Below are 25,073 nucleotides of genomic sequence, written 5' to 3'. Positions count from 1 at the left end.
AACTAAAAACTAATAATTTAACGTGATAGTTTGCTGGGTTGCTTGATCGATTTGCTTTTGACTCACCGCATCCTCTTTACATTTATAATTTTCAAATAAAGGCAGTTGATCTGCAAAGTGAGCATCCGGTTTTCCATTTGGATGGATAAAGCCACTTTGACCCGGGGCCAAAATTGAACACATGCTGACCTGATTTGGATTTAACACCACTCTAAAGGTCGCACTTCCCGTATTGCCATAGGTACTGAGTTGTTGTTCATGTGATGGATCAGCCCATGGTATACCGACCGAATTTTTGCTGGAAAAGCCCATGGTTGCCACTGGAATTTTCCAGTCATTCGGGTCAGTCGAATGATACTGTTTTGAAAGTTCGGTCAGTGCAGTTTCTAAGGCTTTCAGCACCACTTCATCTGCTGTTTGTCCTTTTAAGAAATCAACCGTCTGGGGAACACTGGCCTGTTTTCCTTGCAGCGCATTCCAGATTAATTTTGAAGCGCTGGCTGGCTGGGCACTACGCGGATCATGATTGACCGGATAAAGCGTATCGGTATAACGTTGATAAATACTTTCTGATAAGTTCGGTTTTAACACCAGCACAATCATCTGATTCAGCCATGCACGCATAATCGCTGGTGCTGCACCCTGATAATATTTTGCTTCACGATCAGGACGTAATTTTAAATCCCATTCTGCCAACAGTGGTGCGACTTTTTTCGCTTGGGCCGAGGCTTTTTCGCTTTGTGCAGCCCTGATCATAGAGGGAATAAAATAGCGTGCATTCAGATCCGACCAAGCACCTGTTTTATTGATGTCCCAAATCTCTTGCTGGCTTAACTTGGGTTTGCTTTCCAAAGGTTCAATCAGTTCATTGACACGATCAACATAAGAGAAATTCGAAGAGTCAGAACGTAAACCGGCATATGCTTTATTATTCCAGCTACTGATATACCCTTTTTCTGGATTATATTGTTTAGGGTTATGTGAGAAATCGTAGAAACCCTGCCATTCCATTGAACCATCGCCAAGTGCTGGAAGCTGAATATGCTGGTTTTCAGGACGGATCGGTAAACGGCCTAAAGCAGCCACTCCGATATTATTTTGGGTATCGGCATAAAACCAGGTGATTGAAGCTGCGACACGTTTGGCTTGGGCAAGAAACTCATTCCAGTTGCTGGCTTTGGCTGCATTGGCCCAGCCTAATAAGCTTTCAATTTCTACACCTTCCCAACTCCGTTTTTGAGCATAGGCGGTATGATTCTTTTCATCCCATGTACTGACAAAGCCTTGTTTACTTTGATAAACATCTAAAATATGGTCGGCCTGATTTTTCACTTTTATTTTTACTTGTTTGTGCTCAAATGGAATATAAGCACCCTTGTATAAATATTCTTTTGAATTACTTGGATTTAGAGTGAGTTGGTAAACATCATTAGTATCCAGTGAACCGACGGTCGAGCCCCATGCGATTTTGCCATTGGTACCAAATAAAATTGCCGGTAAACCCACAGGGGTAATTCCGGTTAAGTCATAGCCAGCGCCGTGTAGTCCAATTGCATAGGTGATGGCAGGGGTATACCAGCCTTGTTGTGGGCCATTATATAAAACAGTCTGGCCTTCAATGGTTTTATCTGCCTTCACCACCCAGGCATTGCTGGCCGTTGGAACACCATCAATCACGCTTTTACCCATGGCAATACGGGCTTGGGCTAAATATGTTTCGGCCGCATGAATGGAGATCGGTAACACCTTTTTCGATAGGGCTTGCTGTCGTGCTGAAAACTGTGGGGCTTGTTCGGACTGAATAATGGTTGGCGCTTGAGGATCATCTAGCCAACGTAATTGTTGATAGACTTTAAGACCCTCAGCTTGTCCTTTTTCTTTTTGCAGTTGGGTGAGTAAATCTAGATTTGAAACTTCAGAACTTGCTGAAAAAAAGCGGTTGAGGATGAGGCCAACCCAAACCATGGCGATATCTTCTGATGCCCAGAGGGAGGGTTTAAAGCCATAATCAACAAATTCTTTGGGCATGAGTGCTAGATCGGCTAGTACTTCTTTGACCCGTTGATTAAAACCTGCTGCATAGCCCTCAAAAATTGCACGGTCTTCAGGGGAGAGTTGTGCAATTTGTTGTCTGATATTTTCTGGATTAAAGCGACTATGGGTGGCGATATCATATTGCAGATAGTCGGGACCCAATACTTCAGCCACAGTGCCTAAACCTGTGCGCTTCGACATCTCCATCTGGAATAAACGATCAGTTGCAACCGCATAGCCATAGCCGTAAAACAGGCCAAAGCTATCTTTGGCATAAATATGAGGTGTACCAAAGCTATCTCGTTTGATAGTGATTAAATTTTTGGGCGGTGTCACTTCTGAATTCGAAGATGAATGACAGCCGATGAGAAAGACGCAACCTAGTGCCATGATTCCATTTTTCAGCACAGTCGGTTTATAAAAGGGGGAATGTGTGATCAATTTTAACGATCCTTATTGTTGCTATTGTTTAAATGTAATGTCGAGTCAATCTTCTGCTGGAAGCTGACGAGATATACCCATGAACATGCCTTGTTCATTAAATAAAATTATGATGATTTATCTATGTAATTTTCCATTACCTTGTGGGTATATCTTTATACTTTATAAGACAAGGCTTTTATCGGTTGATTGAAAGATTGATATGAAAAAAATCAAAACAAAAAACATTTAGGTCTGTTGAGCTGACTCAGATGATTTACGGATACAACAATAATTAGCGCAGTAATTTTTTAGCCAGCCGGTCCGGGTTGAGAAAAACAATATTGAGGATTCCCACCACAATCAGATACAAGCCAATAGAACTAAATCCCTGATTCATGCCTATCGTTAAATTTTCTATCATCTGTGGACTAAGCGGAACGCCTTTACCCGGGTTGATATAACCTGCGTGATCCATCAAATATCCAATCATGGTTGGGGAAATCATTCCGCCTATAGATGCGGTTGCCACCAGTGTTGCCATAACTGCGGCACGTTGCTGCGGGCATACACTATAACTGACGGTCATGGTCGCCAGCGGAAAGCACATCGAAAATCCGGCTGCTACCGTAATCAGGATCAGATTAAGATTTCCCGTTGAGAAAGGGAGCATATAAAAGGCACCACCTGAACATAACAGCAGTAAGCCAAAAATAACCCCAAAAGCGACATGAACACTTTGGCCTTTTTGTAGAAGTACCTTTGAAATATAGCCAGCAAGTGCCAAGGTGATGGCGCCTAAAATCCACGGAAAGCTGGAAATAAAGGCAATCATTTCAGGTGCGAATTGATGGGTTGATGCAATATATTTAACTGCCCAAGTGGTTAAAAAACCTAAAGACCAAAAACATCCTAAACCGGCAAGCAAGGCAGCAATAAACATTTGAGAAAAAAATACGTTGAAAATCGGGACAGGTTTTAATTGATCTACAAAATCTATGATGCTTTGGCGACTGGTCTCAGCTTCTTTGCTTTTAATAATAGAGGAAGCTGCTGAATTTTGAGCTTGATGAAAATGACTATAAGGGCCTTCTTTACAGATACAACGCCATAAAATACTCCAAATGATGCCGACAATACCGAGAAAGCCAAAGGCCCAACGCCAGCCCCAATGCGGATGTGCAATGATATAAGCTAAAATAGGTGCTGCAATAATGGGGCCAAGCATGGTTCCTGAAGCGACCAGACTGCTTGGGAAACCACGGGCACTGGGTTCAAACCAACCTTGGACATGCGTCAAGGATATGGAAGAAGCAGGGCCTTCTGCTGCACCGAGTACAATCCGAGTAATCAATAAGGTGGTTAAACCACCACCCAATAACATAGGGAACTGTAATAGTGCCCAACTTGCGCCCATGATCAACAGTAGCCAGCGGGTTTGAACTTTTTCTGCGAGAAAGCCCACCGCAATTCCTGAGATTGCAAATAAAAAGAAAAAGGCACTGCCGATAAAACCAAATTGAGTTGCAGTGAGTCCCAACTCAGCCATGACAGGTTCGGCAACAAGCGCTAAAACAGCTTTATCCGCGAAATTAATCATCTGAAACAGCACCAGCAGGGCGGTAATAAGCCAAGCCCGTTGCCTATTTGCAGAAGATAATAAGGATGCTGAAACCGTTTTATTTTGTGAATTGTTATTATGCATTGCATGATCCTTATGCAGAGACCCAAGACATATTGGTCAAAAAATAATGGCTTACCATTGATTTAAATAAATATATTTCTTTGACAAAGCTTATTCAGGCGGTGCGTGTTTTTAGTTCTACGATCAAGCGCTGCTTATGAAGCAGCGCTTGATTTCAATACGGTAGTGGTTATAAAGCTGAATACTGCCTGGTTAAATGCATCGGCCTGTTCAATATTGGAAATATGTGAGGCATTGATTTGTACAAGTTGGGCATCCGCAATCTGCTGTTGCATAAACTGTCCATCTGCAACGGTAGTAACGGGGTCTTGGGTTCCGGCAATGATCAAAACAGGGAGATGGATGTCTTTGAGTTGATCTCGGACATCCGCTTTAGCCAAAGCCTCACAACAATTGGCATAACCGTCTGCGCTGCCAGCACTTAAGTCGTTACACAGATTATTGACAATGGCAGGATGACTTTGGATAAAGGGATCTGTAAACCAGCGAGAAGCTGCTGTGGTGGCGATAGGACCTAAACCTTGCTTTCTAACTAGCTGGGCACGATCCAGCCAGGCCTGTTCCTGTCCAATTTTTGCTGCAGTATTGGCAATCACTACGTGGCTAAATCGTTCTGGATAATGAATTGCCAGCCATTGGCCTGTGATCCCACCCATGGAAATCCCACAAAAACTGGCTTTTTCTATTTTTAAATGGTCGAGCAGGCGGATGACATCTTCGCCCAGTTGTTGCAGGCTATATGGACCTGATGGGGTAGAAGAAGACCCATGACCACGGGTGTCATAACAGATCACATAAAAGCGTTGTTTAAAATAATTGAATTGCTGTTGCCACATCCCGTAGTTAGTACCTAAAGAATTGGAAAACACCAGTGCAGGGGCGTTAGGATCGCCAAAGGTTTCATAGTGAATTTGCGCATCGGCAGACTGAAAAACTGACATTATTCTTCCTTTATTTTAATCAATACGTTGAATAATCAAGGCAATCCCTTGACCGACACCAATACACATTGAACACAAGGCATATTGTCCCTTGATCTGCTCAAGCTGGTTTAAGGCCGTGGTTACCAGACGCGCACCAGAGGCACCTAAGGGATGACCCAAGGCAATTGCACCGCCATTCGGATTAACCCGTGCATCATCATCCGCCAAGCCTAAATCACGGGTTACCGCCAAAGCCTGTGCCGCAAAAGCTTCATTTAGTTCAATCACATCCATTTGTTCTAACGTGAGATTGGCCCGATTCAGTAATTTCTTGATTGCAGGCGCAGGTGCAAAGCCCATAATCCGTGGTTCAACCCCAACTGTGGTGGCTGCAATGATTTTGGCACGTGGTTTGAGTTGGTATTTTTCTACCGCTTCGTCCGAAGCAATCAACACAGCGGCTGCGCCGTCATTAATTCCAGAAGCATTACCTGCAGTCACAGTACCTTCGGCTTTGACCACACCTTTGAGTTTGGTTAATACTTCTAAAGTGGTTGATGCACGTGGATGCTCATCACGATCCACCACAATAGCATTACCTTTACGCTGAAGAATGCTGACAGTCACGATTTCATTGGTGAAGAAGCCTTTGGCTTGCGCCGTTGCAGTACGTTGTTGGCTGTTTAAAGCAAACTGGTCCTGATCGGCACGGTTAATGTTGAACTGTTCCGCCACGTTTTCTGCGGTTTGCGGCATGCTGTCCACGCCATACATGTCTTTCAGCTTAGGATTGATGAAACGCCAGCCCATGGTGGTGTCTTCAATCTTTTGACTACGGCCAAAGGCGCTATCGGATTTACCCATCACATAAGGTGCACGGCTCATGCTTTCTACGCCACCTGCAATAATCAGGTCGGCTTCATTGGCTTTAATGGCACGGGCAGCTATGGCAATGGCATCCAGTGATGAACCACACAAACGGTTTACCGTGGTGGCAGGCACCTGATACGGCACACCTGCCAATAAGGCTGACATACGTCCCACATTACGGTTATCTTCACCGGCTTGGTTGGCACAACCATAGATCACATCATCCACCTGTTGCCAATCAACAGTTGGGTTACGTTGCATGAGCGCCTGAATTGGAACTGCCCCCAGATCGTCGGCACGTACAGGAGCAAGACCGCCTGCATAACGACCAAATGGGGTACGGATGGCATCAATGATATAAGCGTTTTTCATTTTAAATCTTGTCCTTTACTTCAGGCCTTTCAGCCATTCTCCGTAGGTATCTCGCGGTGGCGGCATGGATGCCGCCCGTAGGACTGTGGTATATGGATATACCATCAGTCCTACAAAGGTTTTTGTTACTTTTGACCTTTCAAAAGTAAGGTATTGCCTATACAAACGGTTTTCGAAAATCACTTTCATTTATCGGCAGTGATGGTATTACTCGCTTTCATTCATAAGAGTTAGTCACGACGGAGTCTTAAGGTGCTTAATCCAATACACATCGCTAGTTCTCGTCACTTTTTTAAAAAGTGACCAAAAACCTTTGTTACTCAGACACAACTTCCTTGTTGTGCTGAGTAACGGGGCGACATCCCTGTCGCCAATCACCATAGCAACTCTCAATTTATCTTCGAATATGTGAAAATCTCGATCTGAGACTTTCCCATAAGCATTTCGCGGCGGCGGCATGGATGCCGCCCGTTAGACTGTGGTATATGGATATACCATCAGTCTAACAAAGGATTTTTGTTACTTTTTATCCTTAAAAAGTAAGGCAATGCCTATCCAAAAAGCCTCTGCTTGAACCCGTAATTATTGGCTGTGTAAACATTATCCTTGCGTCGCATCAATCAGTTTCGCACCCGTCAACGCCTGTAACTCCGCAAAGCTCAAACCTTCGACTTTCTCAATCACTTTTAAACCGTCTGTGGTCACATCAATCACACACAGGTCGGTATAAATACGGTCTACACATTTCAAGCCTGTTGCTGGATAGGAAAGCGCTTCAACAATCTTCGGCTCACCTTGCTTGGTGTTGTGATCGGTGGTGATAAACACTTTCTTGGCGCCGACAGCCAAATCCATGGCACCACCTACTGCAGGAATGGCATCTGCTGCACCAGTATGCCAGTTGGCCAGATCACCATTGGCTGCTACTTGGAAAGCACCGAGTACCGCAATATCCAGATGTCCACCACGCATCATGGCAAAGGAATCACCGTGATGGAAAAAGCTGCCACCCGTCAGCATGGTCACATATTCTTTACCAGCATTGATCAGCTCAGGATCTTCCTCACCTTTGGCAGGAGGCGGACCGAATGCGAGTAGGCCATTTTCCGAATGCAGGAACACATCTTTATCGGCTGGAAGATAATTAGAAATCTTGGTTGGAAGGCCGATGCCGAGATTGACATAAGCACCATCGGGAATATCTTGTGCCACACGTTCAGCGATCTGGTCACGGCTTAGTTTCTGATAGCTCATGTTTATGCTCCTATGCCATTGGCTGCATCGACAGCGACCACATGCTGGACAAAAATCCCGGGGGTAATAATATGTTCGGGATCAAGCTGACCGAGTTCAGCCAGTTCAGACACCTGCGCAATGGTGACATCTGCGGCCATTGCCATGATCGGGCCGAAGTTACGGGCAGATTTGTTATAGACCAGATTGCCCCAGCGATCGCCTTTGTGGGCCTTGATCAATGCGAAGTCAGCTTTAATCGGATATTCCAGTACATAGTCTTTGCCATCGATATGACGGACTTCTTTACCTTCAGCCAAAAGCGTACCAAAGCCGGTTGGGGTAAATACTGCACCAAGGCCCATGCCTGCGGCTTGAATACGACAGGCCAGATTGCCTTGCGGGACCAGTTCCAGTTCAATCTTGCCGGCACGATACAGTTCATCAAAGACCCATGAGTCTGACTGACGCGGGAAGGAACAGATGATTTTACGAACCGCACCTGTTTTAAGCAGTTTGGCCAAACCGTAATCGCCATTGCCTGCATTGTTATTGACGATGACCAGATCCTTGATGCCGAGTTCGATCAGTCCATCAATCAGTTCAGCGGGTTGTCCTGCGGTGCCAAAGCCACCGATCATGATGGTTGCACCATCCTTGATCTGTGCCAGTGCCTCAGTCAATGAGAGCGTACTTTTATCAATCATAAGGCCAACCTTTTATCCATGTTTTCAAATTTCTATACATACCGGCTTCGCTATAAACGGATATGCATAGAAATTTAAAAACCGTGAGCTAATGAATAGCTCACAGTCATTTTTTAGAGAATTAAGCACCAACGCGACGACGTTCTACCTCTGAACTTGGTGCACCGGCATGTTCCTTCACCAGTTCTACATTAAAGGTAATGTGTTTGAATGGTTTATTCACACCACGACGAGCAATTTCGGCTTCATCGGTTACGTCCACCGCAGTTGCGATGAGGCCTTCACGTGTTGCAAATGCGAAGTCATCCCATAGGTACTGATCGCCTTCGATATTGAACTGGGTGGTTAATTTGCGGTAACCCGGCGCAGACACAAAATAATGCACATGAGAAGGGCGGTTACCATGACGGCCTAACTGATTTAATAATGCCTGAGTGGTGCCTTCTGGTGGGCAGCCATAACCGACAGGCATCGTGGTTTGCGCGACATAGTGACCGTTGGCATCAGACAAAATGGTACGGCGCAAGTTAAAGTCTGATTGTGACTTATCAAAGAATGAATAATTGCCTAAGCTGTTGGCATGCCACACTTCAACTTTAGCACCTTCGATAATATTACCTTCAGGATCAGTGACCGTTCCTTCGATGAATAAGGTGTCGACTTTATCCGATTCAGAACCATCATCCATACGGGCAAAACCGACAGATTCAGGCGCACCTGCAACATAGAGCGGACCTTCAATGGTGCGTGGTGTGCCACCGGTAATGCCTGCCTTGGCATCGGCTTCATCGGCACGTAAATCCAGATAATGTTCAAGACCCAGACCTGCTGCCAATAAACCGAGCTCATTGGCCTGACCTGCATCGGTAAAATACTCAAGACCTTTCCATAGTTCGCTTTGTGAGATGTCCAGATCTTCAATCGCCTGAAAAAGGTCACCGAGCAGACGAACCACAATTTGTTGTACACGTGGATTGACTTCACCTGTCGCGGTATCCACATTCATTTTTTTAACCAGTGCATCGATTTCTTGACGGTTCATACATATTCTCCTGAAGTATGATAATTTTTGGTGGCTTGCCGACTTGCTGTTTTTACTGCTTGCTTGGCTTGCCACATTCCTTGTTTAAATTCTGTTTTTCACTTTACCGGCTATGCGCGTTTAGCTGTCATCTTCACGAATGGCAGAGGGATGACGGTTCAAGGCCATCACTTCGATATTCATGTAGGGATATAAAGGCAATCCCTGCAAAATATTGTGTAATTCCTCATTACTTTCCACATCAAAAATACTGATGTTGGAGTATTGTCCCGTGATGCGCCAGATATGACGCCATTTGCCCTGACGTTGTAAATCTTGAGAATAAGCCTTTTCTACGGCTTTAATTTGATTGGCTTGTTCAACTGGCATATCCAGCGGGATGTTTACATCCATTCGTACGTGGAAAAGCATGTCAACTCCTTGAATTATTGACGACGAAGGTTGTCGATTTTGTCTTGATCCAGCTCAATGCCGAGGCCAGGACCTGTTGGAAGCTTGAGCTCAAAATTGCCATATTGAAGCGGTGTTTTTAAAATTTCTTCCGTGAGTAACAGTGGGCCAAACAGTTCAGTTCCTGCTGCAAGATTACTAAAAGTAGAGAATGCATGTGCAGAAGCAATCGTCCCTACAGGTCCTTCCAGCATGGTGCCACCATACAGGTCGATCCCTGCTAGATTGGCGACTTTGGCAACATCACAGGCTTCAATCAGACCGCCAGATTGGGCAATTTTGACTGCAAACACTGAGGCTGCATTGGTTTTTGCCAGTTGATAGGCGCTTTGCGGACCGGTTAATGATTCATCGGCCATAATGGCAATATCAAACTTACGGGTCAGACGTTGCATGGCATCAATATTGTGAATTGCACACGGTTGCTCGATCAGATCAACACCGCCATCCTGAAGCATTTGAATCCCTTTAATGGCATTGAGTTCAGACCAGGCACGATTGACATCGACACGGATTGAAACGTCCTTGCCTAAGGCTTTTTTAATGGCCAGCACATGTTCAACATCTTGCTCAAGCGGACGTGAACCAATTTTTAATTTGAAAATATTATGGCGTTTGAGTGCCACCATTTTTTCTGCTTCAGCAATATCTTTTTCGGTATTGCCCGAAGCCAGTACCCACAGCACAGGTACGCTATCACGTAAGCGTCCACCCAGGACTTCACTGAGCGGCAAACCCAGACGTTGTGCCTGAATATCTAATAGGGCTGTCTGGATGGCACATTTGGCAAAACGGTTCCCATTAATATTTTGCTGGATGGTTTTTAGGGTTTGAGCCACATTAAAACCGTCCAGTGTTTTTAATAATGGCGAAAAGTACTGTTCAATATTGGTTTTGACACTTTCAGGACTTTCTTCCCCATATCCTAACCCTCCAATGGTCGTTGCTTCGCCCCAACCAGTAAAACCATCTGCTGTGGTGATTTTAATCAGTACCAAGGTTTGGGTTTGCATGGTTGCAACCGCCATCTTATGCGGACGGATGGTTGGAATCTCGACAAGTAAGGTTTCTATGGATTTATACATCTTTGGTATTTCTTCAATCTTTGCCTATTTACATACCCTAAATTAATGTAATATTTAGAACTAGGCTGAATTTGGTATTTTTAGATACTTAAAAGGTATATTAAATGGAATTAAGACATCTTCGTTATTTCGTGACGGTGGTCGAGGAACAGAGCATTACCAAAGCGGCGGAAAAGTTATGTATTGCGCAGCCCCCTTTGAGTCGTCAGATTCAAAAGCTGGAAGAGGAACTGGGCATTTTGTTATTTGAACGTGGTTCGCGACCTGTGAAAACCACCGAAGCGGGGCAGTTCTTTTATCAGCATGCAGTGCAGATTTTGACCCATACCGCCCAAGCGGCTTCCATGGCAAAACGCATTAGCACAGTCAATAAGATCGTGCGTATTGGTTATGTCAGCTCCTTACTGTATGCGCTATTACCGCAGGTGATTTATTTATTTCGCCAAAATCATCCCGAGATTCAGGTCGAACTGATTGAACATGGCACCAAAGACCAGATTGAAGCGTTAAAACTGGGTAAAATTGATTTGGGTTTTGGACGCCTCAGAATTAGTGATCCTGCGATAAAACGGATTTTATTGCGTAAAGAAAAGCTCAAATTAGCCATCCATAAAAATCATCATTTAACCCGGTTTATCGATCAGGGGATTTACCTGTCGCAGATTATTGATGAGCCTATTTTTTCTTATCCCGCCACACAAAAACCGAATTTCTCTACGTTGATCCAGTCAATTTTTACTGACTTGGGCTTGGTACCCAAAGATATGGTCGAAGTACGTGAAATTCATATGGCCTTAGGGCTGGTGTCTTCTGGCGAGGGTATTTGTCTTATTCCTGAGAGTGCCAGCGATATTGGCATGAAAAATCTGGTCTATATTCCGATTCTGGATTTGGAAGCCTATACCCCGATTTCACTGGCGGTGCGCAATATGGATCAGAGTCCGTATCTGCCGCAGATACTGGAATGTATTAAACAGGTATTTGAAGAAGAGGGAATACCGATACAACTGGATGGTGATTAAGGCAGATCCGAAAATTAATTATGTTTAAGCGGTCCTAAAGACCGCTTTATTAATGCGATACGATGGTCTACAGCTAAAACCAGACTTAAAAGGTATAACTATATACTTCGTTATCTATGGAAAATTACATTAATTATTCAAATAATAAATCCAGCCTGAATCTTTCTCTAAAGATATTTGCTTGAATTTCCGGATATTTAAAAGAAATGGAACTCAGGTCGGCAGGACTAGGCAAGTTGTGAAACTTTATTTGCAGCAACAAGAATTTTAAAAACTCAGGAAAGGATTTCCCATGTTAATACCGAATAGGCTGTATAAAGCCCAGCGCGTGGCGTTATATACGTTTTTTGGCTGTCTGAATGTCAATGCGGCTTATGCCGACTTTTTAAAGGACAGTGAAAAGAGTATTTATTTACGAAATTTCTATGTCGAACGTGATTTTGAAGGCACCAATCAAGATCTGGGTAGTTGGTCACAAGGCTTATCGGGGCGGTTTGAGTCAGGCTATACCGATACACCGCTTCAAGTCGGTCTGGATTTAGGTTTTCAATATGCATTGCGTTTGAATGACCATAATGATGAACGGCTGGATACTGTGTTTAAATATGATCAGCATGAACGGCGGCAGGAACGTGATTACTTAAAATTGGGCGCGACCTTAAAATTGAAATATCACAATACCGAACTGAAAGTGGGGGAACTTTTTCCTAAAACACCGGTACTGTTTATTGATGACTCACGGCAACTGGTTACGACTTATGCCGGTGCAATGCTGGAAAGTAAAGAGATCAAGAATTTAAAAGTATCTGCGGGCCGTTTTACCCATGTGAATGCCCGTGATGATGACGAGTATCGAAAATTCACATTAGGCAACTCGACTGATCCGGCGAAAAGAAGTGATGGACTCAATTTTCTAGGTCTGGACTATAATTTCACGCCAAATTTATCCGGGGCTTACTGGTTTGGACAACTGCAAGATATTTATCAACAACACTATATCAATGCGGCCTATACAAAGCAGATTAAAAACAGCAAGTTAAAAGTGGATGCCCGCTATTTTAACTATAAAGAAGATGGTGACGCCTATTTCGGCGATATTGATACGCAATCAATCGGGCTGCAAGCCAGTGTACAGAATGGCCCGCATACCATTCTGACCGGTCTGCAAAAGCATATGGGAGAGGACAATATTCCACTGTTAAACGGTTATGTACCACAAGCCTATTTACAGAGCTGGTCTGCGCTGGCCTTTTATAAAGCCAAAGAATTGACCTGGCATGTTTTATATAGTTATGACTTTAAAGAGCAGGGTATACCCGGATTAAAACTGACGCTACGCTATTTAAATGGTAGTGAAATCTATCGGGAAGGTTTCAAGGACAATAAAGAAACCGAGAAAAATGTCATCATCAATTACAGCATCCCTGAAGGAAAACTCAAAGGTCTCGGCTTCGAATGGCGACATATTCGTGCTGATATTAAATATGGTGCAGGCAACAATCCTGGAACAGATTTTGTTGAAAATCGCATCATGACCACCTACACACATAAGTTTTAATGATCTGTTGCCCACCTGAGCAAGAGCATTGCTATTCAGGTGGGGATGTTGCAGTGCTACAGGATTTAAGGCAGATTTTGCGATTGCAACATTTCCTGGCCGACAATCATTTTGGCAAATTGATTGGCAATTCGACCAGAACGATTGCCTTGTTGGGTGGCATATTGAATGGCCTTTAACTGTAAGCTGTCCCAGTTTTCCTGTTGTTGCCAGTGGTATTCATTTAACCAGAACTGCACGGTTTTCAGGTATTCGGGCTGACTGAAGCCATAGAAATTGATTTGCAGACCAAAACGGTCAGCCAGAGAAATCTTTTGTTCCAGACTATCACCCGGACGCAACTCACCATTTTCGCTCTGATTGATCTCGGTATTGTCCTTGTTATATTCCGCGACCATGTGTTTACGGTTCGAGGTGGCATAAATCAGGGTATTGTTTGAACTGGTGGCCAGCGAGCCATCCAATACGGTTTTCAGGGTTGCATAACTGCTATCGCCTGCTTCAAAGGCCAGATCATCACAGAAAATAATATAGCGTTCATCGCGCTCATTGAGCAGATTGATAATCTTGGGAAGATCTTCGAGATATTTTTTTTCCAGCTCAATCACACGTAAGCCGTACTGGTGATATTCATTTAAACAGGCTTTCACAATTGATGATTTTCCCGTCCCTCGTGAACCGGTCAACAGCACATTATTGGCCAATAATCCTTTGGCAAAGGCCTCTGTATTCAGCTTTACTTTGGCCAATTGGTTGTCAATATTACAAAGATTGTCAAACGAGAGCAGTTGGGGTTTACGGATTGGAATCAGGTGACCTTTATTGTTTTCTCTTTCCCATCGGAATGCGATGGCCTGATCCAGTACTTCCAGTGAGATTTCCTGATGGTTGGCAATTTTCTCAATCGCCTGGGTCAGTTTTTGAATTTCACCGATAAGACTGAAAATCGTCTGATTTAATTCCATAAGTTTTACCCTGAGAGATGACACGGTGTGCATTTGAAAATTTAAACATAGGATGATAGTATCATTGGATGTTTTTGAGTGCCAGTAGAAATTTTAATGATCGAACAGATCCAGAAAAGATCGCTTGTTGACGAAGTGATTGCGGTTGTCCGTCAGAATATCCAGACCGAACTTTGGAAGGTCAATGATAAAATTCCGACAGAACCTGAACTGGTTCAAGGGCTGGGTGTGGGACGCAATACCATTCGAGAAGCCATTAAAATATTGGAATATCTCGGCATTCTGGAAGTTAAACAAGGCCATGGAACCTTTGTTCGCAGCAAACACGATTTCTCCAGTATGATTCACTCGATTCAACAGTCAGCGTTGTATGAGCATCTCGAAGTCAGATGTGTTCTGGAAATTGAAATTGCAAAACTTGCAGCCAGAAACCGCGATGCAACTGACCTGCTGAATATTCTGGCATGCCTCAATACACGGGCTGCAACGGATGCCAGTGATGTGGCTGAGTTTATGCTGAACGATAAAAAGCTGCATTTGGCTATTGCACAGGCCACCCATAATCAGGCGCTGTATGCCACCTATGAATATTTTCTCAACTCCAGCTATCAATACACCTTTGAACTGGTGACCAATAGCCAGTTACCCGATCCGGATCAAACTATTCATGCTCAACTGGTCGATGCCATACAGGCACAGTCCGAGTCGCAGGCGGCTGAAATTGCTAAAGCCATGCTTGATCCTTTATTGCTGTCGCTACAGACCAGTGATTATTCAGTCCGCTGAGTCAATCGAAACAGTTATGCAAGATTTTATTATTGTATCCCGGCATTTTGGCAAATCGTATTTTTTAAATCAGCGGCAACAAGCTGGCATGACCGCCTATTTCTGGTCCTTGGAGCAAACTCAACTGGCACGTTTTAACAGCTATGCCTTGGCCTATCAATTTTATTTTCCTTCACGACATCTGTTAATTCACAGTGAAATTGTGCAGCTCGGGGCAAATGATGAGCCCTAAAATCGCTGTATGTGGACAAGCTTCTGAAGCATGGCCACGGGTGCAATATATCGCCCCAGATCATCAAAAGGTCTATGTGGTGGGCGATATTCACGGTTGCTATACGCTATTGATGCATCAACTCAAGCAACTGCAGTTTGATTTTGAAAAAGATCTGCTGATTGGCGTAGGAGATTTGATCGATAAAGGCCCGGAAAGCTTGCAATGCTTACAGTTATTGCAACAACACTGGTTCAGGATGGTACGTGGCAATCACGAGCAGTTATGTATTCAGGGGAGTCAGCATCCTTATTTTAAAAAGCTGCATCAAAAATATGGTGGAGAATGGTTCTACCAGTTAAAACCACAACAGCAGGCCTGGATTATCGCGCGTCTCAAACAATTGCCTGTGTTGATCCAGTTGAATCTAGCTCATAAAACAGTGGGCATCGCACATGGCGATATTGGCGTAGATGATTGGAACCTGCTTAAGCAAACCCTTGAGTTAAGCGATCATGCCGATCAGGCCAGTTATGCCCCTGTGTTATGGGGACGGTCAAGAATCAGGGACGAGCAAAAATATGGCACGGTCCGCAATATTGATGAGATTTATCTGGGACATACCATTGTTGCAGAGGTACTGCAAAAACATAATTGCTTCTTTATTGATACAGGCGCTTATCAAAGCCAGCAGTTGACGATCCTGCAGGTCAGTCCTTAAATCCCGAACTGACATATAACGCCTATATTGTTAGTTTCAATCACTCTTTTTTCTATTTTGATCAACATACTGCTTCAACCTTAGGATTAAAATGAGATTAATTCTCATTATTATTGTTATTTTTGTTGATTTTGATTATGATGCCTTGTTTTTTTAAGGCTGATTTAAGCTTGGTCAGGTTTGCCCTTGGCATTACCGGATCAAATACCATGCTCATGAGATGGGGTGTTGCATAGGTTATCGGCTAAATCATCCGTATTTTCATGGCTCTATATAAAGGTGAACATCATTTCCGTTGATGTCATTTTGTCCGGTGTTGTTTATGTCTATTGAAGCGTCTGTACCCTTGGTGAGCAGCACAAGGGTGGTAAAAAAGAAGGTTGCACCGTCCTCATTGATTCGATATCGATTGATGATTTTTTCACGGTTTGTACTCGCAATTTTTGGGGGCTATTACTTTACTGCGATTGCGGCAATGCTCATCGGTTGCTTATTTTCATCTGAGCCATCCAGAGCGAATGCAGTTTTTAGTGCAACCATGCTGGCTTTTGTGGTGCATTGCATCCTGTTTATCTGGATATTCATGGTCAACTCGACTTTGAAAGTCTGGTTGGGCGTTATTATTCCTAGTCTGATCATGACCATCATGTATGGCTTGTTAAAAGGGTAAGGGCATGCGTGTTGATGGTAAAAATGAAGGCCCACGCCAATCGATGTCATGGTTACATACCTGGACCAGTCTGTTGTTGGGATGGTTGCTGTACGCGGTTTTTCTAACGGGGACACTCAGTTTTTTTCAAAATGAAATCACGGTATGGATGAAACCGGAACTGCATCAATCAGTAAATACAACTTCGCAGCAACAACAATTAACTTATGCCTTGCAATATTTAAATCAGAAAGGCCAAGCTGCCGAGAGCTGGAATATCCGGTTTGCCAATGAAAGACAGCCTGCGATCATGCTGAATGTCCGCAAGCCGGGTGAGGGACGCCGCCGTGGCGGCGAAATCTATCTGGATGCGCAAACGGGACAGGAAATTAAAGCCAGAGAAACCCGTGGTGGTGGTTTCTTATATCGCTTCCATTTTGAACTGTACGGTATGCCGCGCATCTGGGGGCGCTGGATTGTTGGTATTGCAACCTTGTTCATGTTTGTTGCGATTATCAGTGGCATCATTACCCATAAAAAAATCTTCAAGGATTTCTTTACTTTCCGTCCAGCCAAAGGTCAGCGTTCATGGCTGGATGCCCACAATGCAACCGCCGTGTTTGCCTTGCCTTTTCATCTGATGATTACCTTTAGCGGGCTGTTGTTATTGATGCATCTGTTTATGCCATGGGCAATGAACACGCACTATGGCAATGTCCGGAACTTCTACCAGATTTTAAATGAACCTGTAGCGCAAACTCCTGAACAGGTACGTTTACTGGCAGAGCAAAAGCAGAAACAGGCCGTAGAAGAAAGACGTGGCAATCGAGGTGGTGGCCGTGGTGGCGAAGCTGAACAAGACGTGCCCAAGCTTGCAGCAGCACCCATGGTCAACTTGGTGGCATTAAGCCAGCAGGTTCAACACGGTTGGGGGGATAATCCGATTGCCTCGGTTCGGGTGAATCAACCGAATACGGTGAAAGCGGATGTACAATTTAATGCAACCCATGCCACGACCTTGCTGGATCGGGAAAGTGTACCGTCACTCAAGTTCAATGGGCTAACAGGACAACTGATCGACGAAGCCCAGCCTGTAAATTCGGCATCCAAAGCTATTTATACCTTAGTGACATGGCTGCATATGGCTCGGGGTGTCGATTCGGTCTTACGCTGGTTATTATTTCTATCAGGCGTCTTAGGCACGATGATGATCGCTTCCGGATTGATTTTGTGGGTGGTAAAACGTATTCCAGAGGTACAAAAACTAGGTTATAAACCCTTTGGCCATCGTGTGGTTGAGGTCCTGAATATTACGGCGATTACAGGGCTACCGATTGCCTGCGCAGCGTATTTCTTTGCCAATCGTGTTATACCCGCACAATTGGCAGAGCGTTCTCCGCTGGAAATTAATGTGTTCTTTAGTGTCTGGTTATTGTGCTTGATGCATGCGGCTATTCGGGCACATCGTCCAGCATGGCTAGAACAACTGGCCTTAGCGGCTGCAATGTTCCTGTTTATACCGGTGTTAAACGTTTTTACTGGTGGACAGGCCTTATGGATGAGTATTTTTCATGGACAATGGATGATTGCCAGTTTTGATCTGGTCTGCATTATTTTAGGTCTGATTTTTATCTACTCTTATTACAAATTAAAGTGTTATCAAGGTCTACCCGTTAAGCAGAAAAAACAGCCTAAGTCACACACGGCACAGGAGCAGGCATGATGGCAGCATGGATGTTGTGGTGTGTTGCCGTGGTGGCGCTATCGAGTCTGGCGTGTGGAATGAATAAACATCAGCGCGATATCTTTAGCTCTCCGGTTTCAGCACAAATGAGTCGGGCTTTTGAAATTGCAGGCTGGGTCATTCTACTCATTTCTGCGTTGGTCATGATTTATGTGAAAGGTGCTTCAATCGGTTTATCCGAATGGTTGGGATGTATCAGCTTTGCGGCTTTGGCAGTGGGACTTGCATTGACCTACCAGCCTAAAAAGCTTTTGCAGACCAATCTGATCGTGACCGTTTTATTCGGACTGCTGTTAATCGTGAGTTTGATTTAAGCTTTGGCAGCATCGTAGTTAAATAAAAAGAGCAAACAGATGTTTGCTCTTTTTATGTCTGGACTAAAGGATCTCTTTACGGGGGGATATCCTGGTTAAAAGTTAGCGACCTCGGTGTGCTTGCCTGATCCATGGCAGCAAGATAGCTTGGCTATTGCTGAGACAACCAAGAGGCGGGACAGAAATTTGTTTAACTGCCCGCATGCAGAATTACGGTTATTGATGATTTTATTTTTGGATTTATTGCCGCAATCATTACGATTTCTTTGTGTATTATTCTTGAGCAGGCCGCAATTCCAGTTTCGGTGTCATCTCAATGCGTTTGTGTAAAATTTAGTAGTTAATCAAGCAAATAGCGATCTGATCTGTAGAATAAAAAACAGCCATTTTATTCAAGAATTAATTTAAACATAAAACAACTCAGATCTTTATTTTTCCTCTTCATCCCAATCTGAGATAAAGGAGCAAACATGATTGTACTATTAATATTGCTTGGTCTACTGATACAACTCTTTGTGATTTGGGCTCTCTTTTATTTTGAAGCCAGTCGAACTGTCGGTAGTGTGCTGGCAATTGTCACTGCGATTTTGTGTAGTGTGCTGATTACCCCATGGAGTCTGTTACTGGGTGTACCTATTATCATCGCCAGTATTATTCTGCTGATTACGCCATTGCGTGATGCTTTGATTAGCCGACCTGCTTTTAAAGTGCTGTCCAATGCCATGCCGAGTATGAGTACCACTGAACGAGAGGCTCTGGATGCCGGTACCAGCTGGTGGGAAAAAGAACTGTTTATGGGGGCGCCGGATTGGGAAAAGTTTGATCAATATCCTTATCCCGTATTATCGGCAGAAGAACAGGCTTTTTTAGATAACGAAGTACAACAGCTGTGCTCAATGTTGGATGAGTGGCAGATTCATCATCAGGACAAGGACCTACCGCCAGAGGTGTGGCAATTTATCAAGGACAATGGCTTCTTGGGGCTGATCATTCCAAAATCATTTGGTGGCAAACAATTTACCCCCTTTGCGCAAAGTCGCATCATGAGCAAAATTGCTTCGCGTTCACTGACTGCTGCGGTGAGCTGTATGGTACCCAATTCGCTTGGGCCAGGGGAGTTGCTGCTGCACTATGGTACAGAGGAGCAAAAACAACGTTATTTACCCGGGCTTGCCAACGGTACCGAAGTCCCTTGCTTTGGCTTGACCAGCCCTGAGGCGGGTTCAGATGCTGGGGCAATCCCGGATACCGGTGTGGTGTGTCATGGGCAATATCAAGGTCAACAAGTGTTAGGCCTGAAAATGAATTTCTCCAAGCGCTGGATTACCCTGGCTCCGATTGCAACCGTGATCGGTCTGGCCTTTAAGTTATATGATCCGGAAGGTTTGCTGGGCGATAAAAACAAGGTGGAATATGGCATTACCTGTGCCTTGATTCCGGCTGACCATGAGGGCATTCAGATTGGGCCCCGCCATAATCCGGGTGCACCTTTTATGAATGGTACGGTTGAAGGTCGTGATGTATTTATTCCTTTGGACTGGATTATTGGCGGTCAGCAAAATGCGGGTAAAGGCTGGCGGATGCTAATGGAATGTCTAGGTGTAGGACGTGGTATTTCACTGCCTGCCTTGGCAACAGCAGCAGGGGAAATGAGTTATCTGCTGGTCGGTGCATTTGCCAGTGTCCGTCAACAGTTTAAAATTTCGGTTGGGCATTTTGAAGGGGTACAAGAGGCGACCAGTGATATCGCCAGTGATGCTTATATGCTGGAATCATTCCGTTATCTGGTGACCTGTGGTTTGAACCAAGGCGGAACCCCAGCAGTGATGACTGCCATGGCCAAATACTATGCCACTGAAACCATGCGTAAAGTGGTTAATCATGGCATGGACGTGGTGGGTGGCCGGGCGATTCAGTTAGGCCCACGTAACTTCCTTGCACTGACTTATCAATCCATTCCCGTTGCCATTACTGTGGAAGGCGCCAATATTCTGACCCGTTCTCTGATGATTTTTGGTCAGGGCTCAATGCGTTGCCATCCTTATCTGTTTGAAGAATTGCAACTGTTACAAGCTGAAGATAAAGCGGCCGCTTTTAAGGAATTTTCGCCATTATTGTTTAAACATCTGGCCTATACCTTCAATCGTGCAGCCAAAGCACTGGCATTTTCGATTACAGGCGGCTCAGATGAGGGCTCTAAAAATGCCGATAATTTTTCTAAAGCCTATTATAGTAAAATCAACCGTTTCAGTGCCGATTTTGCCTTAACCGCCGATATGGCGCTGGGAATTCTGGCGGGCGATTTAAAGCGTAAGGAAATGCTGTCTGGACGTCTGGCCGATATTCATGCGCATTTATTTATTGCGACGGCAATCCTGAAATATTATGAACAGGGTCAACGCACGGAAGCAGAACAGAAACATGCTGAATTAGCCCTGAATAAAGCCCTGTATCAGGTGCAAGAAGCCTTCTTTGGCTTCTATGATAATTTTCCGATGCCGCTTGCCGCTGCTATGGTGAAACTGATCTGTTTCCCATTTGGCCGTCCTATTGCAGCGCCGTCAGATCAGTTGAAGCAAGAGGTCGCGCAATTGATGATGCAGGAACATGCATTCCGGGAGCAGTTGAAGCAACATGTCTATTACAATACGGATGCCAACGATGTGATGGGACGGATGGAGTCTACATTCCAAAGCCTGTTACAGCTACAGCCGTTGTGGAACAAGTTTAAAAAAGCCGAATCCAAAGATCAGTTTAGCGGTCTCACCTTTGAAGCGCATATTGCCAATGCAATCGAGACAGGTTTTATCACTACAGCTGAGGCGGAGTCACTTTTAGACTACAATGCCAAACGTTATGACAGTATGTTGACGGATATTTTTGATGAGCATTTAGTCGATGACCTGCCGTTGGAAAATCCTCATCTTCGCAACTTATGATTGAATCGTGTAAGTACAGCTTGAAGCAGTCCTGAATGTATCTGAGATGAAGCGTCATCTACGCCTCTTTTGCTTATGTTCAGGGCTGTTTTCATAACAGTCTCGAGTTTTTAAGCTCATCTGTTATATTTTTTTTGGAAATTTCTGTGTCTTTTATTGTTGTGTAGCGTGTTGCACTATAACAGTATGAGTTGAGCAAAACCAAAGGTGACACCATGAGTTTTTTGAAAAAAAAGAATAATGCCAGTTTTGTATTTTTCATTATTACACTATATGCCTTTTTGGGCTTTGGTATTGGCTATGTAATCTGGGAATATCTGTTATAGGCTCATAGGCTTGAGCGCTGTCCAGTTTTTACATGCAGAGCTGGCTGATTCAGTTCCCAGTTTAAGAAGTCATGTTTCTATTCTTGTGATCCAGTTAAACCATCGAACCAGTCCTTCGATGGTTTTTTATATCTTTGATTGGCTGTTCTAAAATAAAAACGAAATGTTTTAACACGATGGCTGTGTTGTTGCCGGATATTTGGCATATTAGAAGCAGATGCGCAAGAACAGGAAAACTGGTTGGGTGCGCGATGCGGATTAATCAGTCTGGAGCTTGAGAAAATGGGGCGATATGAGCAACTATTGGTCAAATTGGTGCTGCTTGGCTTTATTCTTTTCAGCTTGTCGGCCTGTCAGTTGGTGAAATTGCAGCAACGAAGTTTAAGCGCCTCCTTAACCGATAAAACCCAGACCATTCTGACCCGATCCCAGTTGAGTGATGCCACACAAAATAGCTTGCTGCTGTCCGGAGTTCCGGTCGAAGCATGTTTAAGTCAGCCTGAGCAATGCGTACAGACATTACAACAGAAACTGGGCGACAGTCCTGAACAGCGTTATGCCGCAGCCAGTGAGATTTATCTGGCACGGGCCCTGCAACTCGGTCAGGAGAAAAATTGCCAGATTGCATTGGCTCAAACGTCGCATTCAGCACAGCAAAACCGCTGTCTCGATGAAGTCTTAAGTTTGCTTGATCAAAGTGTTCGCTTTAGCTTTGCGTATTTATTTGCAACGCCCTCTACGCTACAGAAACGTATTTTTGATCAACGCCAGACCCAGGTTCGGCTTTTTTACAATGTTGCTCTGTCACGTTTGATCACTAAGGCCTATTTACGGCATAGATTTACCCGCTTTCCTCAGCAGTTACAGATTAACCAGCGACATTATCAGTTCAATTTTGATCATTATCCGGAACTGGCGAACACCGATATCCAGTTATTGCAGTCTAGCTACAATATGCGGTTCTCCGGATTTTACAGTGTTAACCGACGCGATGGTCTGGGCTCGGAATTTGTTCTGGTGGCCAAAAATCAGCAGTCTTCAAGCCCTGATTATATTTATGATCCTGAAAGCTATTATGCCGGTAAAGAAAATCCTTATATTCATGCGGCCAGATATCTGTCGGTCACCGCCGTAGCACAGCCTGCGCCCAATACTTCTGTCGAACAGTTACTTGATGCGGCTCCCTTGCAGATCCAGCTGATCGATCCGTTCCGTTATGACCAGCTTCAGGTGGCACAGCAGGACTATTTACTTACCGCCAATTATTCAGCGCCTTATGGTCTGTGGCTGGCTGAAAACAATCTGGGCGGAACCGGCTATAAAACCCTGATCGATCGCAAAGAGCAATTCAGCATGCCACATCTGTTCATGCTGGAACCCTATAATCCGGATAAAAAAATCATTATTTTTATTCATGGGCTGGCCAGTAGTCCAGAAGCCTGGATCGCCTTGACCAATGATATCTTGGGAGATGACAGCTTACGTCAGCACTATCAGGTCTGGCAGGTTTTTTATTCCACCAACATGCCGATTCTTGAAAGTCGTGCCCAGATTTATGCTTTGTTAACACAGGCTTTTGCCATGCATGATCCGCATGATGCTGCCATGCAGGATGCGGTACTGATCGGACACAGTATGGGGGGCATTATCAGCCGTTTGCTGATGGGGCAGGGCGACATACGCCAGCAGGCCGTCGAGGCAATCCAGAATGATCAGGCGCATGACTTTATTTTTTCTGCTGCGGTGAGCAAGCGTTTTATGTTCCGTCCGATTGAAAACATTAACCGGGTGATTTTTATTGCTACCCCGCATCAAGGAACAGCCTATGCAGATCGCTGGTTTACCTTGGCTTTGCGCAAGATAATTCATTTACCGGCCAAGTTCTTAACGGCGGCTGAGCTGGCGGTGGCAGACCACAACATCAATATTCATCAAATGAAGAAAAATCTGGCAGCCGGCATTATCGAAAACGGTCCCAGTGATTTAAGTTATCAGTCCAAATTTATGAACATGACTCAGGCCATCCAGCCGGTGCATGGGCTGGCTTATCACTCCATCATTGGCAATATCACCCGGCATCAGGAGCCAGATAAAATGACTGATGGTATCGTGCCGTATAGCAGTTCGCATCTGTCAGGTGCCATCTCGGAAAAAGTCATTCAGGGCGGGCATTCGATTCAGGAACAGCCCGAAGCGATTCTTGAGTTAAGACGGATTTTAAAACAGCATATGCAATTGCATCCGTTGGTGCCACCCACACAGGCTGTTAAGGATTAACGGTCTTGGTATTTTTCAACTAAAGGGGCGGTTGATCGAGTAACCATTGAATGGAGGCATCAAACAGTTTGAGGCCATCTTCTGAAAGATTGGTAAATGTCTCATTATTGAGAAAGAACATCAGCCGTTTTGCTGGTGCCAGCGATTCATAGTCCATGGTTGCACCTTTTTCATAGCCCCAGATGGCCACTTTTTCTGGTTGCCCATATATCATTGCAATAATGGTCGCGCCTAATCCCGGCTTGCCCCAGCTCATGGGTGCCTGTGCTTGATAAACGTTGCGAGTTCCCGCAGGAAGATGCGCAGAGAGGGAATGCGGTGCATTGACCAGCCACAGGTAACGTTCTTTTTCGACTTCGCCAAAATCGGTATCAATCCTCTTGCCGGTCATGGCCAGATCATCGAGATAATCATTTTCCCAAGTCATCAGTGGAATCGGGAGTTGGCGCCAGCCTGCTTTTAAATTTTTGGACGCAACAGTTGAAGAAAGGATGACCAGATCAGGCTGGTTTAAGTCGCTTGGCGAAACCGATTGATCCAGCATCTCGACATGGTAACCTTTGCTTTGCAAGTATTTCTGAATGGCAATATCGGTACTCGCTGACGCACTGTTCAGTTGTGAGATCAGCACAATTCGGGTTTGAGCATACGCAGTAGAGCTCAATAGCAGGCCAAGCAACACAATGACAGAAAGAAACGTTTTCATCTTGATCTCAAACA

The 25,073-nt window shown here is 44.5% G+C and carries 22 protein-coding genes; 11 read left to right on the top strand and 11 right to left on the bottom strand.

What is annotated here, in order from left to right; all coding sequences use genetic code 11:
- Positions 1 to 9: 9 nt before the first annotated feature.
- The 9 genes from JO943_RS05295 to JO943_RS05255 all read right to left on the bottom strand — a co-directional run bounded on the left by JO943_RS05295 (position 10) and on the right by JO943_RS05255 (position 10,841).
- On the bottom strand, positions 10 to 2,424 hold the full coding sequence (locus JO943_RS05295) for a penicillin acylase family protein (RefSeq protein ID WP_202740173.1): 2,415 nt from the start codon (positions 2,422 to 2,424) through the stop codon (positions 10 to 12).
- Positions 2,425 to 2,749: 325 nt separating this feature from the next.
- On the bottom strand, positions 2,750 to 4,159 hold the full coding sequence (locus JO943_RS05290) for an MFS transporter (protein WP_199975249.1): 1,410 nt from the start codon (positions 4,157 to 4,159) through the stop codon (positions 2,750 to 2,752).
- A gap of 134 nt (positions 4,160 to 4,293) precedes the next feature.
- Positions 4,294 to 5,100, bottom strand: coding sequence for a 3-oxoadipate enol-lactonase (gene pcaD, locus JO943_RS05285; protein WP_202740172.1), 807 nt, complete (start codon positions 5,098 to 5,100; stop codon positions 4,294 to 4,296).
- 15 nt (positions 5,101 to 5,115) lie between these two features.
- Positions 5,116 to 6,324, bottom strand: a complete 1,209-nt coding sequence (gene pcaF / locus JO943_RS05280) for a 3-oxoadipyl-CoA thiolase (RefSeq protein WP_202740171.1) — start codon at positions 6,322 to 6,324, stop codon at positions 5,116 to 5,118.
- Positions 6,325 to 6,924: 600 nt separating this feature from the next.
- A complete protein-coding gene (locus tag JO943_RS05275; protein ID WP_202740170.1) occupies positions 6,925 to 7,578 on the bottom strand; it encodes a 3-oxoacid CoA-transferase subunit B in 654 nt (217 codons plus the stop codon).
- 2 nt (positions 7,579 to 7,580) lie between these two features.
- On the bottom strand, positions 7,581 to 8,264 hold the full coding sequence (locus JO943_RS05270; protein WP_202740169.1) for a 3-oxoacid CoA-transferase subunit A: 684 nt from the start codon (positions 8,262 to 8,264) through the stop codon (positions 7,581 to 7,583).
- Between the two features lie 121 nt (positions 8,265 to 8,385).
- Entirely contained in the window at positions 8,386 to 9,306 is a 921-nt protein-coding gene (catA, locus tag JO943_RS05265; protein ID WP_032867693.1) for a catechol 1,2-dioxygenase, read from the bottom strand.
- Positions 9,307 to 9,426: 120 nt separating this feature from the next.
- The gene (gene catC / locus JO943_RS05260; RefSeq protein ID WP_005229200.1) at positions 9,427 to 9,717 is read right to left on the bottom strand and encodes a muconolactone Delta-isomerase; all 291 of its coding nucleotides are present in this window, start codon (positions 9,715 to 9,717) and stop codon (positions 9,427 to 9,429) included.
- A 14-nt stretch (positions 9,718 to 9,731) separates the two neighbouring features.
- The gene (locus tag JO943_RS05255; protein ID WP_005284220.1) at positions 9,732 to 10,841 is read right to left on the bottom strand and encodes a muconate/chloromuconate family cycloisomerase; all 1,110 of its coding nucleotides are present in this window, start codon (positions 10,839 to 10,841) and stop codon (positions 9,732 to 9,734) included.
- 104 nt (positions 10,842 to 10,945) lie between these two features.
- Between JO943_RS05255 and catM the strand changes: the two genes are divergently transcribed.
- Positions 10,946 to 11,863 carry a cis,cis-muconate-binding transcription regulator CatM gene (catM, locus tag JO943_RS05250; RefSeq protein WP_005229202.1) on the top strand — a complete coding sequence of 306 codons (918 nt, stop codon included), beginning with the start codon at positions 10,946 to 10,948 and terminating at the stop codon, positions 11,861 to 11,863.
- Between the two features lie 292 nt (positions 11,864 to 12,155).
- On the top strand, positions 12,156 to 13,421 hold the full coding sequence (locus tag JO943_RS05245; RefSeq protein WP_202740168.1) for an OprD family outer membrane porin: 1,266 nt from the start codon (positions 12,156 to 12,158) through the stop codon (positions 13,419 to 13,421).
- Positions 13,422 to 13,486: 65 nt separating this feature from the next.
- Here the strand turns inward: JO943_RS05245 and JO943_RS05240 are convergent, their stop codons facing one another.
- Positions 13,487 to 14,386, bottom strand: coding sequence for an ATP-binding protein (locus JO943_RS05240; protein ID WP_202740167.1), 900 nt, complete (start codon positions 14,384 to 14,386; stop codon positions 13,487 to 13,489).
- Positions 14,387 to 14,482: 96 nt separating this feature from the next.
- Between JO943_RS05240 and JO943_RS05235 the strand changes: the two genes are divergently transcribed.
- The 9 genes from JO943_RS05235 (at position 14,483) to JO943_RS05195 (ending at position 24,353) form a co-directional block, all read left to right on the top strand.
- On the top strand, positions 14,483 to 15,172 hold the full coding sequence (locus tag JO943_RS05235) for a FadR/GntR family transcriptional regulator (RefSeq protein WP_202740278.1): 690 nt from the start codon (positions 14,483 to 14,485) through the stop codon (positions 15,170 to 15,172).
- Between the two features lie 16 nt (positions 15,173 to 15,188).
- Positions 15,189 to 15,404 carry a hypothetical protein gene (locus JO943_RS05230; RefSeq protein WP_199949433.1) on the top strand — a complete coding sequence of 72 codons (216 nt, stop codon included), beginning with the start codon at positions 15,189 to 15,191 and terminating at the stop codon, positions 15,402 to 15,404.
- Positions 15,391 to 16,104, top strand: a complete 714-nt coding sequence (locus JO943_RS05225; RefSeq protein ID WP_202740166.1) for a metallophosphoesterase — start codon at positions 15,391 to 15,393, stop codon at positions 16,102 to 16,104. Before JO943_RS05230 ends, JO943_RS05225 begins: the two co-directional genes overlap by 14 nt.
- A 322-nt stretch (positions 16,105 to 16,426) precedes the next feature.
- Positions 16,427 to 16,774 (top strand): iron transporter, encoded by a 348-nt coding sequence (locus JO943_RS05220; protein WP_202740165.1) that lies wholly within the window; start codon positions 16,427 to 16,429, stop codon positions 16,772 to 16,774.
- Between the two features lie 4 nt (positions 16,775 to 16,778).
- On the top strand, positions 16,779 to 18,476 hold the full coding sequence (locus JO943_RS05215; protein WP_202740164.1) for a PepSY-associated TM helix domain-containing protein: 1,698 nt from the start codon (positions 16,779 to 16,781) through the stop codon (positions 18,474 to 18,476).
- The gene (locus tag JO943_RS05210; RefSeq protein WP_202740277.1) at positions 18,476 to 18,811 is read left to right on the top strand and encodes a DUF3325 domain-containing protein; all 336 of its coding nucleotides are present in this window, start codon (positions 18,476 to 18,478) and stop codon (positions 18,809 to 18,811) included. Before JO943_RS05215 ends, JO943_RS05210 begins: the two co-directional genes overlap by 1 nt.
- Positions 18,812 to 19,281: 470 nt before the next feature.
- Positions 19,282 to 21,750, top strand: a complete 2,469-nt coding sequence (locus JO943_RS05205; protein WP_202740163.1) for an acyl-CoA dehydrogenase — start codon at positions 19,282 to 19,284, stop codon at positions 21,748 to 21,750.
- 215 nt (positions 21,751 to 21,965) lie between these two features.
- Positions 21,966 to 22,076: a hypothetical protein gene (locus JO943_RS05200; protein WP_005229212.1), complete on the top strand. Its 111-nt coding sequence runs from the start codon at positions 21,966 to 21,968 to the stop codon at positions 22,074 to 22,076.
- Positions 22,077 to 22,358: 282 nt separating this feature from the next.
- On the top strand, positions 22,359 to 24,353 hold the full coding sequence (locus tag JO943_RS05195; protein WP_202740162.1) for an esterase/lipase family protein: 1,995 nt from the start codon (positions 22,359 to 22,361) through the stop codon (positions 24,351 to 24,353).
- Between the two features lie 19 nt (positions 24,354 to 24,372).
- Here JO943_RS05195 and JO943_RS05190 read toward each other — a convergent pair whose 3' ends face one another.
- Positions 24,373 to 25,059: a hypothetical protein gene (locus JO943_RS05190; protein WP_202740161.1), complete on the bottom strand. Its 687-nt coding sequence runs from the start codon at positions 25,057 to 25,059 to the stop codon at positions 24,373 to 24,375.
- Positions 25,060 to 25,073: the final 14 nt, after the last annotated feature.

Source organism: Acinetobacter sp. 'aerobic (ED)', from assembly GCF_904886855.1.
Taxonomy (GTDB): Bacteria; Pseudomonadota; Gammaproteobacteria; order Pseudomonadales; family Moraxellaceae; genus Acinetobacter; species Acinetobacter courvalinii.
This window is presented reverse-complemented; position numbering and strand designations above follow the sequence as displayed.